This is a genomic window from Collinsella sp. An7, from assembly GCF_002159335.1.
GTDB lineage: Bacteria > Actinomycetota > Coriobacteriia > Coriobacteriales > Coriobacteriaceae > Coprousia.
Genome location: NZ_NFHP01000001.1, coordinates 441,522 through 457,878 on the forward strand (window position 1 = coordinate 441,522; position 16,357 = coordinate 457,878).

14 protein-coding genes are annotated in these 16,357 nt (G+C 65.2%); 8 read left to right on the forward strand and 6 right to left on the reverse strand.

What is annotated here, in order from left to right; genetic code table 11:
* Positions 1-232: 232 nt before the first annotated feature.
* From B5G20_RS02005 to B5G20_RS02025, 5 genes are all read right to left on the reverse strand, one after another.
* Positions 233-832 carry a histidine phosphatase family protein gene (locus B5G20_RS02005; protein WP_087354500.1) on the reverse strand — a complete coding sequence of 200 codons (600 nt, stop codon included), beginning with the start codon at positions 830-832 and terminating at the stop codon, positions 233-235.
* On the reverse strand, positions 833-1,390 hold the full coding sequence (locus B5G20_RS02010) for a GNAT family N-acetyltransferase (protein WP_087354502.1): 558 nt from the start codon (positions 1,388-1,390) through the stop codon (positions 833-835). It lies immediately after the preceding gene.
* Positions 1,391-1,511: 121 nt separating this feature from the next.
* Positions 1,512-2,915: a hypothetical protein gene (locus B5G20_RS02015; protein ID WP_087354504.1), complete on the reverse strand. Its 1,404-nt coding sequence runs from the start codon at positions 2,913-2,915 to the stop codon at positions 1,512-1,514.
* A complete protein-coding gene (locus B5G20_RS02020) occupies positions 2,890-3,324 on the reverse strand; it encodes an SET domain-containing protein (RefSeq protein WP_087354506.1) in 435 nt (144 codons plus the stop codon). Before B5G20_RS02020 ends, B5G20_RS02015 begins: the two co-directional genes overlap by 26 nt.
* A gap of 118 nt (positions 3,325-3,442) precedes the next feature.
* Positions 3,443-5,506 (reverse strand): class I tRNA ligase family protein, encoded by a 2,064-nt coding sequence (locus B5G20_RS02025; RefSeq protein ID WP_087354508.1) that lies wholly within the window; start codon positions 5,504-5,506, stop codon positions 3,443-3,445.
* A 96-nt stretch (positions 5,507-5,602) separates the two neighbouring features.
* Here B5G20_RS02025 and B5G20_RS02030 point away from each other — a divergent pair, with 96 nt between their 5' ends.
* From B5G20_RS02030 to B5G20_RS02060, 7 genes are all read left to right on the forward strand, one after another.
* Positions 5,603-6,355, forward strand: coding sequence for a DUF3267 domain-containing protein (locus B5G20_RS02030; protein WP_158094362.1), 753 nt, complete (start codon positions 5,603-5,605; stop codon positions 6,353-6,355).
* Entirely contained in the window at positions 6,352-6,927 is a 576-nt protein-coding gene (locus B5G20_RS02035; RefSeq protein ID WP_087354512.1) for an epoxyqueuosine reductase QueH, read from the forward strand. The genes B5G20_RS02030 and B5G20_RS02035 overlap by 4 nt, the downstream gene beginning before the upstream one ends.
* A 403-nt stretch (positions 6,928-7,330) precedes the next feature.
* Positions 7,331-8,890, forward strand: coding sequence for an MFS transporter (locus tag B5G20_RS02040; protein WP_087354514.1), 1,560 nt, complete (start codon positions 7,331-7,333; stop codon positions 8,888-8,890).
* On the forward strand, positions 8,874-9,464 hold the full coding sequence (locus tag B5G20_RS02045; protein WP_087354516.1) for a TetR/AcrR family transcriptional regulator: 591 nt from the start codon (positions 8,874-8,876) through the stop codon (positions 9,462-9,464). The genes B5G20_RS02040 and B5G20_RS02045 overlap by 17 nt, the downstream gene beginning before the upstream one ends.
* A gap of 138 nt (positions 9,465-9,602) precedes the next feature.
* Positions 9,603-10,826 carry a tRNA preQ1(34) S-adenosylmethionine ribosyltransferase-isomerase QueA gene (gene queA, locus B5G20_RS02050; RefSeq protein ID WP_087354518.1) on the forward strand — a complete coding sequence of 408 codons (1,224 nt, stop codon included), beginning with the start codon at positions 9,603-9,605 and terminating at the stop codon, positions 10,824-10,826.
* A 472-nt stretch (positions 10,827-11,298) separates the two neighbouring features.
* Complete coding sequence (locus B5G20_RS02055; protein WP_158094363.1) at positions 11,299-12,258, forward strand: hypothetical protein; 960 nt, start codon at positions 11,299-11,301, stop codon at positions 12,256-12,258.
* A 54-nt stretch (positions 12,259-12,312) separates the two neighbouring features.
* Positions 12,313-13,137: a YhgE/Pip family protein gene (locus B5G20_RS02060; RefSeq protein WP_143750196.1), complete on the forward strand. Its 825-nt coding sequence runs from the start codon at positions 12,313-12,315 to the stop codon at positions 13,135-13,137.
* A gap of 156 nt (positions 13,138-13,293) precedes the next feature.
* On the opposite strand, the gene B5G20_RS02065 is transcribed toward B5G20_RS02060, so the two are convergent.
* Positions 13,294-14,865, reverse strand: coding sequence for a hypothetical protein (locus tag B5G20_RS02065; protein ID WP_087354524.1), 1,572 nt, complete (start codon positions 14,863-14,865; stop codon positions 13,294-13,296).
* Positions 14,866-15,127: 262 nt separating this feature from the next.
* Between B5G20_RS02065 and B5G20_RS02070 the strand changes: the two genes are divergently transcribed.
* Positions 15,128-16,264 carry an aldo/keto reductase gene (locus B5G20_RS02070; RefSeq protein WP_087354526.1) on the forward strand — a complete coding sequence of 379 codons (1,137 nt, stop codon included), beginning with the start codon at positions 15,128-15,130 and terminating at the stop codon, positions 16,262-16,264.
* Positions 16,265-16,357 lie beyond the last annotated feature (93 nt).

Consider the following 16,357-nt stretch of genomic DNA (forward strand, 5'->3'; position numbering starts at 1 on the left):
ACCATGCACGTCTCGCGCCGCGTCCTGTGTCGGCGCTATTCAGTTGCGCCGCGAGCGACATGGGTTGGGGCGGTGACGGGGCGCGCGGGTGTCGGGGTCGGTGCGGTGCCGAATGCCCCTGCGGCGTGCTGAGGCGGGCATGGGGGCGCCGCATGCCACTCTTTCCAAGCCTTACTTGTGGAGCTTGCGTTACGCCCTGCGTCCGCGCTGCTCAGGTGCCGGTAACGGTTGCTTAGTCGGCGACGTTTATGATCTGCGTGTTGGCGAATGTTTTGGCTGCGCTGTTGTAGTCAAACGTTAGGATGCAGCAGTTGGAGAGCGTCACGTCTTGCTCGCAGCGGGCGTGGGGGGCCATCGTGAGCTTGAAGAGGTTGATGATGGCGCCATGGGCCACGGCGAGCACGTCGCCACCGGCTGCCTCGCCCATGAGGCGACAGAGCGTCCCCACCACGCGCTCGCGGGCGCTCGCCTCGGAGTCTCCGCCAACGCTCACGAGGGCGTCTCCAGGCATCCACGGGCTCACGGGGAACTCGCTCATCGGCCGGCCCTCGTAGGTGCCGTAGCAGCGCTCGATAAGCCCGTCCTCATCGGTACGGGGCAGCGCTTCAAAGCCGGGGTTCTCCTCGATCACGATGTCGAGGGTCCGTCGCGCTCTGCCAAGCGGGGAGGAGGCGAGGCGTGCAGGCTGCACATCGTGCTCGCGGTACCATGCCGCCGCGCGGCGTGCCTGCTCGATGCCGAGCGGTGTGAGCGGTGCGTCGCAGTGCCCCTGCACGAGCTTCTTGAGGTTGAATTCGGTCTGGCCGTGGCGCATGAGGTAGAGCGTTGCCATCTATCCCACCAGCTTCTCGTAGGCTATACGTGTGAGGTCGGTCTCGGTGCCGTCTTTGGTCTTGAGCTCAAAGGGCGCGAGCTCGCTAAAGCCCTGACGTGCGAGAAAACTGCGCATGGCGTGGTTACCAGGATGCGTGTCCACGCGGATGCTCTGTCGCCCCGCTGCCGCAGCGATTCCCTCGGCAGCTTTGAACATAAAGCCCATCACGCCGCGCTCGAGCGCCTCTGCGGCGGTGGCGCAGCGGTGGATGGCCGCGTATGTGGGCTCGCCGGCGGCGTTCTCGTTGGGCGTGAGCCAGGTGAGCTCGGGCGCGGTGTACTCGGCGTCCGTATCGAAACGAAGTGCGAGGGTGCCCACCAGCCGACCGCCCTCGTCTTCGGCAACCCAGCAGGCGCCCTGTGCAAGGTCGGCCTCAACGCTCGAGAGGTTGGGGTAGCCGTGCTGCCACTGCTCGATGCCAAAGCGCGCAATCGAGCGCTTGCCGTCCTCAAGAATCTCAAGAACGCGTGCGGCCTCTTCGGGCTCGGCGCGTCGCATGGTCAGTTCATTCTGCATCGTTTCCCCCTGCATATTGAATTAGCCGATTATGCCCGAATGCACCCGCGTTGGGGCGGACATATCCTCGCATATCGCGAGATGCATTCTAAACGCATCTTTGAAATATGGGGCGAGCGCCCTAATGCTGTCTGACGTTTCTCGCAAGGCACCACATCATAATCGCTATCGATACGATAATGAGTATCCAGGGAAGCAGGATATTGAATGAGTTCAGAATGGGTTCTGAGCCAAACAACGACCAGGGGAATGTGCCATAGTTCTTATCGCCGTAGGTTTCTATGAGATTTAAATAATCCGCCCATACGCTTACGAGGGCGATTAGTTGGATCAACGACAATGCGAATAATGCCATTTCCTGACGTTTCGCCGTTTTTCCTGTCGAGCGTTGCAATGAGCGCTCAAGCGTGCTCGCGAGATTGTCTGCGAACTGTTCAAGCTGCGTAAGCGAAATGGTGAGAGACCATGTTCGATCGATATATGTAAGGATTTCGGCATCAGCTTGAACCGAGCGCGAGAACTCGGCATACAAAAACTGCTCATATTGGATATTGTTGATGATGCGATCGAGGTAGTCCTCGTCCCGCTGTGAGAGCGATTCCACGACAAGGGCATCCTCGATATCGCATACAAGTGTGTGCGCGGTACGTAGATATGCCCAGCAGTATTGTGCATGGAATTGAAGGGGCATGTAGCGCAGAACCGCGTCTTGAGAATCTACGATAATCGTATGGTATCTACCGCCGAAATCATAGTAGAGCCGTTCTTTCCGCTGAGCGTCGGCTTCGCTGCCTTCAATCCGCTCCACACTGTGTCCCAGATGCGCGATACGCGAACATAATTCATTTTTCGTATAGGGAAAGAGCGCTTCAGGGTGGTCGGGCACATAAAAGAAGCTTAGATTTCCGCAGTTGGGAGGAAAACGAATGTCGGAGGGGTTGAGGGCATATCGTTTGAGTTGGTAGAAATATGAACAGATAACTTGGCGTGCAGAGTTCTCGGCGCACTGTATCCAGGGGGCGCGTTGGTCTGGTTGATCGTTCGAGGAACGAACAAGGCAGTCCCGGAGCGCTGCATACCAATTGCACCTGCGGGAGCTTTCGCTACTGTCTGCCGCGGCGGAATCCAAAACCCCGATTGGGATGCTCAATTTCATCTCATGGAGGAGCAGCCACTGCATCGTATTGGAATCGAAGAGAAGGTCAGAGCGCATGCTGTGAATGTCCAGCACGTCCGTAACGGTTACCTTGTCGTCCAGATAGACGGTATCGAAGCGCGATAGCGATGCTTCCAGAAGAGGAGCATCTGCGGCTGGGAAGAGAATGTTTTGCCACGATATGCCATGGTAAGCCCGACCATACTCAAGGGATTTTGCCCATAAAGGGGTGTTTGGTTGAGTACCGGGGTCAAGAGGTCGGCGCGCGCTGAGGAGTGCGTGACGTAAGGCTTCCCGGGGAAGCTCTACAACTTGGATATCATGGATATCGACGTCGATGAGCTTACAGGTATGTTCTGCCGTGTCCATTAAGGTACTCCTCGTTCAGCGGTTCTTTTCGATAGTCGAGAAAGAGTTCCTCGTCATGGGCGATGTCGCGAATGGCAACCACCTGCAAAGGAAAGCGCTCGATTTGCAGGTTTGGCAAACGTGAGTGGTTTATAAAGCTATACTTTGTGCGAAACGGTCGCACAAGCAGCGTATTTCGCTCCAATGCATTCCATTCGTAAAACAGGATAGGGTTCGTGGAGTCAATGCTACTCCGCAGCTCATGATAGGTGCTCCATGACATAATCTGCCCGTCGAGTGTGGTGAGGATTGATCCTGCAGGTATATCGCGACGGGCGAAAAGCCCGTTTCCGTGCACGGGACTTGGGGCGATATAGCCCAGCGGAATCGTATCGAGAACATATGCGAAGTCGCTCTCAACGATGCCCATGTTTCACCCAATCCATCAGTAGGCCGAAATACACGAAATGGTACGTACCAATAGGAGCGGCGACCGAGTGCAGGGCACCCGGTCGCCGCGGCAAGGTCTGCCCGCCTCGTGCAACGCCTTAGTAGCTAAAGAAATCAAATCGCGGCGGGAGTGCCACGATGCGGTGCGTTCCCGGCTCCTCGCCGAGCGCCGCCACGAGCTCGTCGGTGGTCTCGAGGATGTGGTCCCACGAGAAGAACGTCTCGGCGGGCATGGCAAAGTGCTCGCAGATGAGTTCGCACCCACGCGGAACGATGGGGTGCATGAGCACCGTCGCCACGCGGAGGCTCGCAAAGGCGTCCACGAGTGCCTGGTGCATGAGCGCATCTCCCGCTGCCTGGTCCTCGGCCTGCGCGTTCTTGGCGACCTTGCTCGCGTCGCTCCAACGCTTGTTGGCGGCGCGCAGGAAGGCGTCGCACACCCCGAGCGCGCGGTGGAACTCGAGCCGGTGGACGGCGTTCTCAAAGCCGAGCACGGCCTCCTCGATGGCCTTGGCCGTCTCGGGCGAGGGGTCGCCGGCCGGGATGCAGCCGGTGCGGACGGAGCTCGGGTCGCCTTCCTTCTCGGCCACGCCGTAGAAGCACGACCGCGCCAGCCGGTTGAACACGCCCGTGAGGAGCGCGCCCTCCTTGAGCACCGGGTCGATCACGCGCTTGTCGTCGCGGGCGAGGAGCGGCGTGCCGTCCGGGTTCTTGCCCGTCTCGCGCGTGTCGTAGGCCTTGGGCGAGAACGAGACGGGCTTCTCGCCCAGCCCGAGCGACAAAAAGTGCGCGCGCAGCTGCTCGGCGTCGTAGTGCTCGAGGAGCTCCGAGGCGGGCGGCGGCGGGGTCTTGCTCGAGGAGCTCGCCTTCTTGCCCATGTAGAGCACGTGGTAGTTGGCCACAAGGGTCGACTGCTGCATGTCGCAGCCGAGTGCCTCCCACAGCGCCGTCTGGGCAATGCCGTAGAAGTAGATGTTGTCCTGCCCGATAAACTGGTAGACGTGCGCCTCGGGCGAGCACCACCAATCGTGCCAGTCATCCGTGGCGTAGCGGTGCGCGCCGCTTGCCGCATCTGCGGCGAGGGCCGTCCGCGTAAAGCTGATGGGCGCCCACAGGCTCTCGGGCCAGACCCAGCAAGTGAGCCCCGAACAGCCGCAGGTGTTGGGCACGGGCACGCCCCACTCGATGTTGCCCGTAATGCGGAAGGGCACGAGCGCCTTGCCCGAGCGGAAGCGCACCCCGCCCGCCTTGAGAACGGCATGGGCCTCGTCGCGCTCACGCCAGCTCGGGAAGGTCACGGTAAAGGACCCCTTGCCGCCCTCGGGCTCGGTCACGGTGTGCGCGGGGAGCTTATCCTCGATGGCATCGAAGGCCTCGCGGAACTTCATCTGGATGTAGAGCTGCGGCTCGCCGAGCCACTCCTCCATGGTCTTGACCACCACCGAGCGCACGGTCTCGTCGCCCTCCAGGCCGGCGGTGTAGCTGCGCAGGTAGTCAAGGTAGGCCGGCAGGTCGAAGTAGAGGTTCTCCACCGGGCGCAGCTCGGGGGTCTCGCCGGTGAGGGCCGAGACCGGGGATATGAGCTCCTCGGGCTCAAACTGGTGCCCGAGGTCGCACTCGTCGGCGTAGGCCTTCTCGGATTTGCAGCCCTGGATGGGGCAGTGGCCGAGCACCTGGCGCCCGTTGAGGAACTGCCCCGCCTTGGGGTCGTAGAACTGCAGGGTCGAGCGCTTCTGGAGCACGCCGCGCTCCTGGAGGCGCATCAGGATCTCGTCGGTCACCTGCTCGTGCACGTGCACGGCCGGCTCGAGGGCGCTCCCGCCAAAGAAGTCGGGCGCCACGTCGTAGCCGGCGAGCGTTGCCGCCTGGCGGTCGTGGTTCTCTTGCACGTAGTCCGAGATGCGCTTTTGGTAGCCCTGCTCGTCGTGGAGCTTGCGGTAGCTCTCCATGATGGGCGAGCCGTAGCAGTCGGTGCCCGAGACAAAGAGCACGTTCTTGGCGCCGATGCGATCGCGCAGAAAGCGCGCAAAGAAGTCCGCCGGGATAAAGACGCCGCCCACGTGGCCAAAGTGCAGGTTCTTGTTGCCGTAGGGCATGCCGGCCGTGACGACGGCGCGGCGGGGCCACTGGGGACGATGTTGTGTGCTGAGCTTGGACGCCATGGCAAAACTCCTGCTCGTGGGTGATTTGGTACCGTGCGCCGAGGCGCGGCCCCTCATTATCGCACAGGCGCGCGGTTTGCGTGTATGCTGGGGGTCATGCGAAAGATTGCCGACATACGCACCTTTGAGGACCGTCCGTTTCTGCGGCGGACGTCGCAGCTGTCGCTCGTGGCGTTTGCCGCGGGAACGGTGGCGACGCTCGTCGCGGCTGTAGCGCTGGCGCTTTGGGCGCCGGGGAGCTTTGACCCCGAGCTTGCCCGCGCCTTTTGGTACGGCGGTGGCGCGGCGAGCTATCTTTTGTGGATCGCTGAGGTGGCGGTGGCCACGGTTTTATCGCTTGCGCTCCACGAGGTGGTGCACGCGATGCTCTTCAAAGCCTTTGCGCCGCGGGGCACGCGCGTGACCTTTGGGGCCAACTGGAAGCTCGGCATGATTTATGCCTGCGCTGAGGGGATCGTCTACCCACGCTCGCGCTACCTTGCCGTGGCGATTGCCCCCACGGTGGCGGTGACGCTCGTCGACGTGCTCGTTGGTGCGGCGCTCGGCCACCCGGTGGCGGGGCTTCTGGTGGCAACGATTCACCTCTCGGGCTGCGCGGGAGATTGGGGCTATGTGGAGGCCATCAGGCGCAACCCCGCCATCTCGTACTGCGAGGACACGACGTGGGGCGTGGTCTTTTATGGCGAGGGCGAGGGGCCGGCGGCGGGTGACGCGGACGATGCCGCCGAGCCTGAGCTACTGCGGGCCCTTGGTGCTAGGAGGGACGGTCGGCCGGATGCCGCGTGCCCGGCCGCGTCCGTGCCCGTTGCTGCGCCCACCGCCGAGGCGACGATGGAGGTGCGCCCATGACCCGGTTGCTATTGCATGCATGCTGCGCCCCGTGCTCGCTCGAACCCGTTCGGCTGCTCGAGGAGGAGGGGTTTGAGCCCACCATTTGCTGGACCAACCCCAATATCCAGCCCGCGGACGAGCATGATCGGCGCTTGGAGGAGCTCCGCCGCTGGTGTGCCGCCACGGGAACGCCGCTCATCGAGGCCGAGGAGGACACCTCGTGCTGGGAGCGCTCGGTGGCGCCCATCGGGGCCCGTCAGCGCGAGCGCCGGTGCCGCGCCTGCTACGCCTTGCGCCTTGCCGAGGCGTGCCGCGTGGCCGAGTGCGAAGGGTTTGGGGCGATTGCCACCACGCTTGCCGTCTCGCCCTACCAGCTCTTTGATACCTGTAACGACGTGCTCGAGCGCCTTGCCCGCGCCCACGGCCTCACGCCGGTGATCCGCGACTTTCGCCCGTGGTACCCCGAGGCCACGCGCCGCTCGCGCGAGCTCGGCATGTACCGCCAGAACTACTGCGGCTGCCGGTTCTCGGCGGCCGAGGCGGCGCTTGATCGCGCGCGGCTTCGGGACGAGCGGAAGGCTGGGCGGTAGACTTCGCTGCTGCACTGTGTGGTTGCTGCGCTGTTTGACCTGGCCGCCCGGGGAGGCGGCGGTTGCCGCGGGGCTCGGCGGCCATTGGCCTCACTTCGCGACTCGCCCCGCAGCAACCGCTGCCTTCCCGGGCTGCGTTGTCTGGCTGTCGCTTCGCTCCAGCCTCAGGTACGTTCCAATCACGTTCGAGCCGATTCTGTGACCTAAATACTGGACTGCTCGAATAGGTCACCTTGGAGTCCAGTCCAAATAATGACTTTGAAATCAATTTGGTCATTTTATGGAAGGGTGTCAGTCCGCCGTACCGTCGCGGCGTTGCGTCTGCTCAACGTATTACCGTAAAAGAAGCACAGCATATCTGAGGTGCCCGGATGTGTCGGGCGGAGCGAAGGGGAGGCGGCCCATGGGCGAACGCACGGGTGAGGCGGCAATTCAGGGGGCACCGCGCGGGCAGCGGCGCGGGTTTGTCCTCGCGGTCATTCTCTGCATGACCTTTATGGAGATCCTCGACGGCACGATTGTCAACGTTGCGCTTCCCTCCATGCAGGGTGAGCTCGGGGTCGACATGGCGCAGATCCAGTGGGTCACGAGCATCTACAGCATCGTCACCTGCGCGGCGCTCCTCGTCTTTGGACGTCTGGGCGATATGTTCGGCAAAGTGCGGATCTTCCAGATCGGCGTGGTGCTCTTTACCGTGGGGTCCGCCCTCTGCGCGCTCTCGGGCACGCTTGAGATGCTCGTGGTCGCCCGCGCGGTGCAGTCGCTCGGAGGCGCCGCTTCGCTTGCCAACAACCAGGGCATCATCACCGAGACCTTCCCCGACGGTCGCGGCCGCGCGCTCGGCCTTGTTGCCACCGTCACCGCGCTCGGCGCCATGTGCGGCCCCACGCTCGGCGGGCTCATCGTTGCCGCGCTGCCGTGGGAGTTCATCTTTATCATCAACATCCCCATCGGCCTCGTGTCGTTTGTTGTTGGGCTCCGCGTGCTCACCAACCGCCGCCCGGCGTGGCACCCGTCTTTCGATGCGCTGGGCGCGGTGCTGCTCGTGCCATCGATCCTCCTCATCTTCTTTGCCATCACCGAGATGGAGCGCGGTGTCACCCCGGTCAACGTTATTCTGCTCGTGGTGGGCGCGGCGCTCCTCACTGCGTTTTTGGTGGTAGAGAACCACGCAACGTCGCCCCTCGTTACGCTCGGGGTCTTTCGCGACCCGCGCTTTGTGATCGACCTCGTCAACATGGTGCTCGTCTTCCTCGCCATGAGCGCCTACACGTTCATCTTCCCGTACTACCTGCAAGAGGCGCGCGGTATCGCGGTGGGCGTCTCGGGGCTCATCATGGCCTGCTATCCGCTCGTCAACTCCATCTGCGGGCCCATCTCGGGCGCGATCTCCGACAAGGTGGGCTGCGAGCGTCCCACGCTCATCGGGCAGACTATCTACACCTGCGGTCTCGTAATCATGGGGTTCGTTACGGTGGACACACCGCTCTTTGTGCTCATCCCCTGCATCATGTTCACCTCGCTTGGCAGCTCGATCTTTCAAGCGCCCAACAACTCCATGGTTATGGGCCACGCGCCCGAGGGTGCGCTCGGCTTTGTGGGGTCGCTCGGCAACCTCATGCGCTACCTCGGTCAGTCGCTCGGCATCACGGTGGGGTCGGCGCTGCTCTACGGCGGCATGTCGGCGTCCATCGGCTATCCGGTGACGAGCTACGTTGAAGGCCGGCCCGATGTCTTTATGGACGGCATGCACATGGCATTTCACGTGCTGGCGGCCATCGTGGCGCTGAGCGTGGTGCTCGCCCTCGTGCGCGAGTGGCTGAACCGGCGCGACCGTCGTGCTGCCGCCGCGGCTGCGGCGAAGGGCGAGCTCGTCGGTGCCGCCGCGGTTGCTGCTGAGGCCGCCTCGGCGGAGCCCGCGGCCCTGGCCGGCGAGGAGGCGCGCCATGCCGGCGATCTTTAGCAAAGAGATCAAAAGCGAGCTCTATCACCGCATGATCGAGGTGGGCTGGCAGCTGTTGGTGGGCGAGGGCATCGCGGCGGTCCGCGTGGAGCGCGTCGCGCGGTCGGTGGGCATTGCCAAGGGCACGTTCTACAGCTTCTTTAGCTCCAAGGGCGACTTTGTGTATGCGATGCTCATGGAGAACCGCCAGCGCGGCGTGGACGAGCTCGAGCGTGCCCGCGCCCGTGCGGGCCGTGCGCTCACGCGCGCGGAGTTCGGCCAGTGGCTCGTCAGGGTGTGGGGGAGCGAGCGCAACATCTTTCGCATCTTTACCTACGACGAGTACGCGCGCCTGGTGCGGAGCTTCCCCGAGGGGCGGAGTCTTGCGCCCGCGGGGGACGGGGCCCTGGTGCGGTGGATCGCCACCGAGATCGTGGCGCTCGAGCACCCCGTCGACGTACGCGAGGTGGAGAACCTGAACCGTGTGCTCGCGCTCACGCTCCTCAATCGGCGCCGGCTCCATCCCGAGGTACTGGAGCGCACGGTTGCCGCGCTGCAGGAGGATGTGCTCGACGCGCTCTTTGGCGAGGCGTAGGGCCAAGGCGGCTTGCCCCGGGCGCCCACGTGCAGGGTGCGTGTGCCGCAGGCGTCCACGCTCCTGTGCGCTTGGCGGGGTACGTTCGCTCGGCGTATGATAGCCCGGCACACGATATCAGAGAGAACGAGGGATCCCATGCGCACCGACGACTTTGACTACAACCTGCCCGAGGAGCTGATTGCCCAGGCACCGGCCGAGCCGCGCGACTCCTGCCGCCTGCTCGTGCTGCACCGCGGCGAGCCCCTTGCCACCACGGGCGAGACCGTGCCGCTCGAGCACGGCGGCTCTGTGGAGCACCGGCACTTCTACGACATCATCGATTACATCGAGCCGGGCGACGTGCTCGTTATCAACAAGACGCGCGTCATGCCGGCGCGGCTTATCGGCCGTAAGGCCGGCACGGGCGGCGTGGCCGAGACGCTTTTGCTCAAGCGTCGCGAGGACGTCGACGCGCTCGGGCACGTGTGGGAGTGCCTCGTCAACCCGGGCAAGCGGCTCAAGCCCGGTGCGGTGATCGAGTACCGCGCCGGCGGCCCGCATGCGCCCGAGACCGCGCCGGTGGTGCTCACGGGCGAGGTCGTGGACTTTGTGCCCGAGAGCCGCGGCGGGCGCCTTGTGCGCTTTACGCCCGAGGGCACAGGCGCAGACGGCCGTCCTCGCACGCTCGACGAGGCGATCCACGCGGCCGGTCACGTGCCGCTGCCGCCCTACATCACCGATTATCAGGGCGACCCGGAGAAGTACCAGACCGTTTACGCCATGAAGGAGGAGCACTCCGCGGCGGCGCCCACGGCGGGCCTGCATTTTACCCCGGAGCTCATGCGGCGTATCGAGGAGAAGGGCGCCCGCTTTGCCGCGGTCGAGCTCGAGGTGGGTATCGACACGTTCCGTCTGGTGGAGGAGGACGACCCCACCCGGCACGTCATGCACACCGAGCGCTACCACGTGCCGGCCGAGGTCGTGGAGGCCGTGCACGAGGCCAAGCGTAACGGGCACCGCGTGATCGCGGTGGGCACGACGGCGGTGCGCTCGCTCGAGAGCGCCTTTGACCCCGATGCCCCTGCGGCCGAGCCCGCCATGGTGGCGCGGCGCTTTGAGGGGCGCGCCGACGGGGCCGACACGCTCGGTCGCGGCGACATCACGGTGCGCGAGAACGCCACGACCGATCTCTACCTCATGCCCGGCTCGACCTATCACGTGGTCGACGCCCTCATCACCAACTTCCACGTGCCGCGCTCCACGCTCATGATGCTCGTGTCGGCCTTTGCCACGCGCGGGCAGATTATGGACGCCTACGCCGCGGCGGTGGAGGAGCGCTACCGCTTCTTCTCCTTTGGCGACGCGATGCTCATCGAGTAGGTCAGATGGGTCAGTTGGGGACGTGTTCGTTCTGCACCATTCCAAAATGGTGCAGAACGAACACGTCCCCAACTGACCCAACGCGAAGCCGCTCGCGGGTGCTTTTCGACCGCTCGCGGAGTGCGCAAAATCGTCCTCGCAATATGGTATAGGCCCCTGGCAACCCGGGAACAACAGGGGTGTCAAGGAAATCGTCGCTCCGGGATACAGCGACCGACCGAGGAGGTGAGTCCGATGGGCACAGAAGATATAGCATCAGCCGCCGGGCTCGTCGCCTGCGGGACCGAGGTCGCGTAGTTCTGGGGTTCGTGTAGGTGGCCCGACGTCTCTCCCCGCGTGAGATGGGGATTCGACCGCAGACGTCGTCGCAGGGCAGCCAGGCGGTATGGATAGTCTTCGTCCCTTCGGTAGAGGAATCGAGGAGAGTCCACCCTAATAGATGAGATGCCGGGGAGGCGCCGCAACCGAGGCGGTGCCTCCCCCTTCGTTTAGGGATGGGGCAAACGTCGAGCACGCCGCACACGAACGCCTCTGTCCTCGGCATCATCGTATCCTGCTCCGGCATACCGACACGGGTTTTGCCAAGGCCGTCACCGACGTGGGCACGGGCGCTCTGAAGCAGCTTTCCGACACGCTCGACGACGGGCAGCTTGCAACCGTCGCTCGTGCCATGGAGTCCGCGCTCGACGGAAGCGCGCAGACTCTCTCGAGCACCGCCGGCAGCGTGCAGGCGGCGGGTGACCTCGTTGGGTCCGCCCAGCACCTGCTCAATGCGAGCTCCACGTCGCTTTCCGCCCTGACCGACACCGAGGGCGGCCTTGCCGCCGCCCTGCGCGACGGCGCCAACGGCGTGCGCGGGCTCGACGGCACGCTCAAGAACACCACCGCCTCCGTAAAGGGCGCGCTTGACGCCGGGGCTGCGAGCCTGGACGGCGTGAGCGATGCGATCGGCAGCGCCATGGAAACCGCTGGCGGGCACATCGAACGCTTGACGTCGGCCCTCACAACTGTTGACAGCACCATCCAGCAGCGGCTCGACGCGCTGCGCACCGTCGCCGACAGCCTGAATGGCCAAGACACGCTCGTTAAACAGATGGAAAGCCGCTACCAGGTCGGCTCAGCCGGGTACACGAAGATCCACGAGGTCAGCCTGACCATCGACGGGCTCTCGGACCGCGTCGACCTTGCTATCAAAGAGCTCGAGAACCTCTCGGCAGGCATCGAGGGCACCGTCGGCGACCTTGAGCAGGGGCGCACCGATGCCGATAGTGCGCGCACTGAGCTCACCCAGATGGTCTCCGACGCGCAGGGCGCACTCACCACCGCCGGCGACTCGCTCAACACCTCGCTCGACGGCTCGCTTGCAGACCTCGCCGGCACCTTGGAGGCTACCGCGACCGGTGCGGACGCCGCGCTTCAGGACCTCGAGTAGACCGGTGCCGCCGTGGCCGCCGCCACCCAAGCGGCAAGCGGCAACCTGGACGGGATGCACGCCACACTCGGCCATACGGCTGAGGACCTCGAGAGCGCCGCGACGCGCATCAGCGAGCTGCAGGGCGAGCTGTCCGACGCCCTCGATTCGTCCGACATGGACCAGGTGCGCACGATTCTTCTGACCTCGCCGGCAGAGCTCGGCGCCTTTATGGCCGAGCCCGTGAGCATCGAGCGCCACGCGGTCTTCCCCGTCGAGAACAACGGATCCGCCATGGCACCCTTCTACACGACGCTCGCCATCTGGATCGGCGGGGTGGTCCTCGCCGCGCTCATCAAGGCGACGCCGAGCGCACGGGCGCTGCAGGAGACGGGATGCACGGTGACGCAGGCCTACCTCGGGCGTCTGGCGCTCTTCTGCGGCACGGGTATCATCCAGGCGGCCATCATCTGCCTGGGTGACGTGGGCTATCTTGGCGTGCAGTGCGCACACCCGGGGCTCTTCTTGCTCGCGGGATGCGTTGCGTCCGTCGTCTTTATCAGCATCATCTTTGCGCTGACCTCGTCGTTTGGCGATATCGGCAAGGCGGTCGCCGTCGTTCTCATGGTCGTGCAGGTGGCCGGTGCCGGCGGAACGTTTCCCGCGCAGATGCTGCCTCCGGTCTTTCAGACGATCTACGCGTGGCCGCCCTTTGTGCACGCGGAGGGCGCCATGCGCGCGGCGCTCTTTGGCATCTACAACGGTGACTTCTGGATCCAACTGGCCATTCTCGCTGCCTATGCCGTGCCCGCAGTCGCACTCGGCCTGTTGCTGCGGCGCCCGACGGCGCACACCGTCAAGCGTTTTGAGGAGGCCCTCGAGTCGACGCATGTGATGTAGGCGCAGGACATGCGCAGGGCGGGGTCGCTGCACCTCGACCGGGTAGCCGCGTGCGGGCTGGAAGTCCGACAAGGCTAGCGGCGCGTCTGTAAAAAGCCGGCGCGGCCCGCCGCATATACGGTGGGCCGCGCCGGCTTGTACGGTATGCGGGTGCCGCTACAGCACAAAGACGAGCACGAGAATCAGCGCCACGACTACGATGATGCCCGCGATGGCGGCACCAAAGCGCAGACGCGAGGCACGGGTCTGCTCGCGTACGTCGCTCTCGGCGGCGGCAAGACTTGCCACCTCGGCGGCCTGCTCCTCGCGCTCGGCGCGATCGGCCTCGAGGCGTGCCGCAATGGTCTCGGTGACCTCGGGGTGGGCGTGGATGTCCTCCGCCTCGTCAATGGCCTCCTGCGCGGCGGTCGCCTCATCCGCGGCGTCGCGCGCGGCCTGCTCCTGGGCGCGCTTCTCCTTCTCCTGGTCAGAGATCTGCCCTTTGAGCGCGCGCTGGCGCTCCTCGGCCTCCTCGCGGGCGGTCTGGTAGGCGTCGCGCGCGGCGTCTGCGGCCGTTGAGGCCTCGGTAAAGGTCGCCTTGGCGGCGTCGATGGGCTTCTGGCTCTCGGCCACGGCGCGCTCCGCCTGGGCAAGGGCGTCCTCGAGCTCTTGCGTGATGCGCGGCAGGTCGGCCTCGGCGCGGCGCAGGGCGTCCGTCGCGTCGGCAATCTGGAGCTCGAGCTCCTGGGCACGTACGCTGTAGTTGGCGGAGTTGGCCGAGGGGTTGCGCTGCACCTCGGCAAACTCCTGACGGAGGCCGTCGAGCTGCGCCTTGGCGCTCTTGACCGCCTCCTGCGCCGCCTTTACGCCCTCCTCGCGCTCGGTCTTGGCCTGTTCGAAGTTGCGCTTGGCGTCGTCCACGCGGCGCTGCAGGCGCGTGCCCTGCTCGCGGGCGCTTGCCTCGGTTGCCTCGGCGGCGTCGAGGGCGGCCTTGAGGCGCTTCTCGGTCTGCGCGTCGGCGTCCTTCATCTGTTGGAGCTCGCCTTTAAGGCGCTCGATCTCGGCCTGGATGCGCTCCTGCTCGGCGGCGGCGAGCTTCTGGCTCTGCTCGGCGGCGGCGATGCGGGCGCGCTCCTCAGAGAGGATCTGCTGGTAGCGGGAGGCGATATCGTGCCGGTGTTCGAGCTCCGCCTCCTCGTCGGCGACGGTCTTCTCGAGCTTCTCGAGGTGCTCGCGCGCCTCGGCGTGCGCCTTGCGGGCGGCGTTCATGGCGCGGACGGCCCCGACGCCCTCCGAGAAGAAGGAGCCCACGGCGTTGGCGGCGCCGGCTGCCGCCTCGGCAACGTGGTGCTCGGGGGCGGCGGGGGTGCCGGACCCAGCTGCGCCTGCGGCCGGGCTCGCCGGTGCGCTCGCGGCGGGCTCGACGGGTGCCGTAGCTGCAGGGGCCGCGGGCGCGGCCGGAGTCTGGCGCGCGAGGAACGCGGGGATAGAGCCGCTTGTGCCCGGGTCGGCGTTTGCCGGCTGCTCGGGCTCCGCCGTCTCGGCGGTTGGAGCGGCTGCCCCTGCGGCTGCGGCAGGGGTTGCCTCGGCTTCATCCGCCGCGTCAGCTGTGCCTACACCCACGGCGGCCAGCTGTACCGCGTCCGCGCCTGCCGGGCTCTCAGCCACGTCGCTCGCCGCCTCCGGGGCAAACGCCCCGCCCTGCACCTCGGTCTCGGCCGCTACGGCCTCGTTCTCGCGCTCGTCCATCTCTATCCTCCATCACGCCCCACGGGGCGATCGCATATAACGTAGGTTCCATGATACTTGCTCGGGCGGACAAGCGGGGACAAAACGCCCGGCTGCGCATTGTCACAACGTATCGATTGCCCCTTGCATTGGAGTTGACTTCAACAGGTACGCTCGGTAAGCGGACCCGTGCGCTACCGTGGCGGCGGGCCCCATCCGCTCGCGCGGCCGGAGCACTCCGGCGCGGTGGGCGGGCCGGTTAACCGTAAGCAGGGGAGGTTTTATGATCTACCGCGACTTCAAGGGGCTCAAGCTCTCGGCGCTCGGCCTGGGTGCGATGCGCCTGCCCGTCATCGACGGCGACGACGCCCAGATCGACGAGACGGCCACGCAGCAGATGGTCGACTACGCCATGGAGCAGGGCATCAACTACTACGACACCGCCTGGGGCTACCATAACGGTAACTCCGAGCTGGCGCTTGGCCGCGCGCTCGCCAAGCACCCGCGCGAGAGCTTCTATCTGGCCACCAAGTTTCCGGGGTACGACCTCGCCAACATGGACAAGGTCGAGGAGATCTTTGAGCGCCAGCTCGAGAAGACCGGCGTGGACTACTTTGACTTCTACCTCATCCACAACGTGTGCGAGATGAACATCGACGAGTACCTCAACCCCGCGCACGGCATCATGGACTACCTGCTTGCGCAGAAGGAGGCCGGGCGCATTCGGCACCTCGGCTTCTCGGCGCATGGGGCGATTCCCGTGATGGAGCGCTTCCTCGAGGCGTACGGCGAGCACATGGAGTTCTGCCAGATTCAGCTCAACTGGCTCGACTGGGAGTTCCAGGACGCCAAGGGTAAGGTCGTGCTGCTCAAGAAGTGGAACCTCCCCGTGTGGGTCATGGAGCCGGTGCGCGGCGGCAAGCTCGCCAACCTCTCGGACGACGCGGTGGCCAAGCTCACCGCGGCGCGCCCCGACGAGACGCCGGTGGCGTGGGCGTTTCGGTTTATCCAGGGGATCCCGGAGGTGGTGATGACGCTCTCCGGCATGTCCAACTTTGAGCAGCTCAAAGAAAACATCGCCACCTTTGCCGAAGACAAGCCGCTCTCCGAGGCGGAGCTTGCCACCCTCAAGGAGGTCGCCGACGCGATGGCCGCCGAGGGCACCGTGCCGTGCACCGCGTGCCATTACTGCACGAGCCACTGCCCCATGGGACTCGACATCCCGCAGCTGCTGGCCATGTACAACCAGTACAAGCTCACGGGCAAGGGCGACTTCATCTCGAGCATGATGATCTCCACGCTGCCCGATGACAAGAAGCCGAGTGCCTGCATCGGGTGCGGCAGCTGCGCGGCGGTGTGCCCGCAGCAGATCGACATCCCCGGCACGCTCGCGGAGTTTGCCGAGGCGCTCGGGCTGTAGGGGCGTTTGCCGGTGGCAAGACGTTGGCTGCGTAACGGCAGGTTACGGGGCCCGCGGGCGACAGCGCTCGCGGGCCCTTGTTTTGCGGGGCGG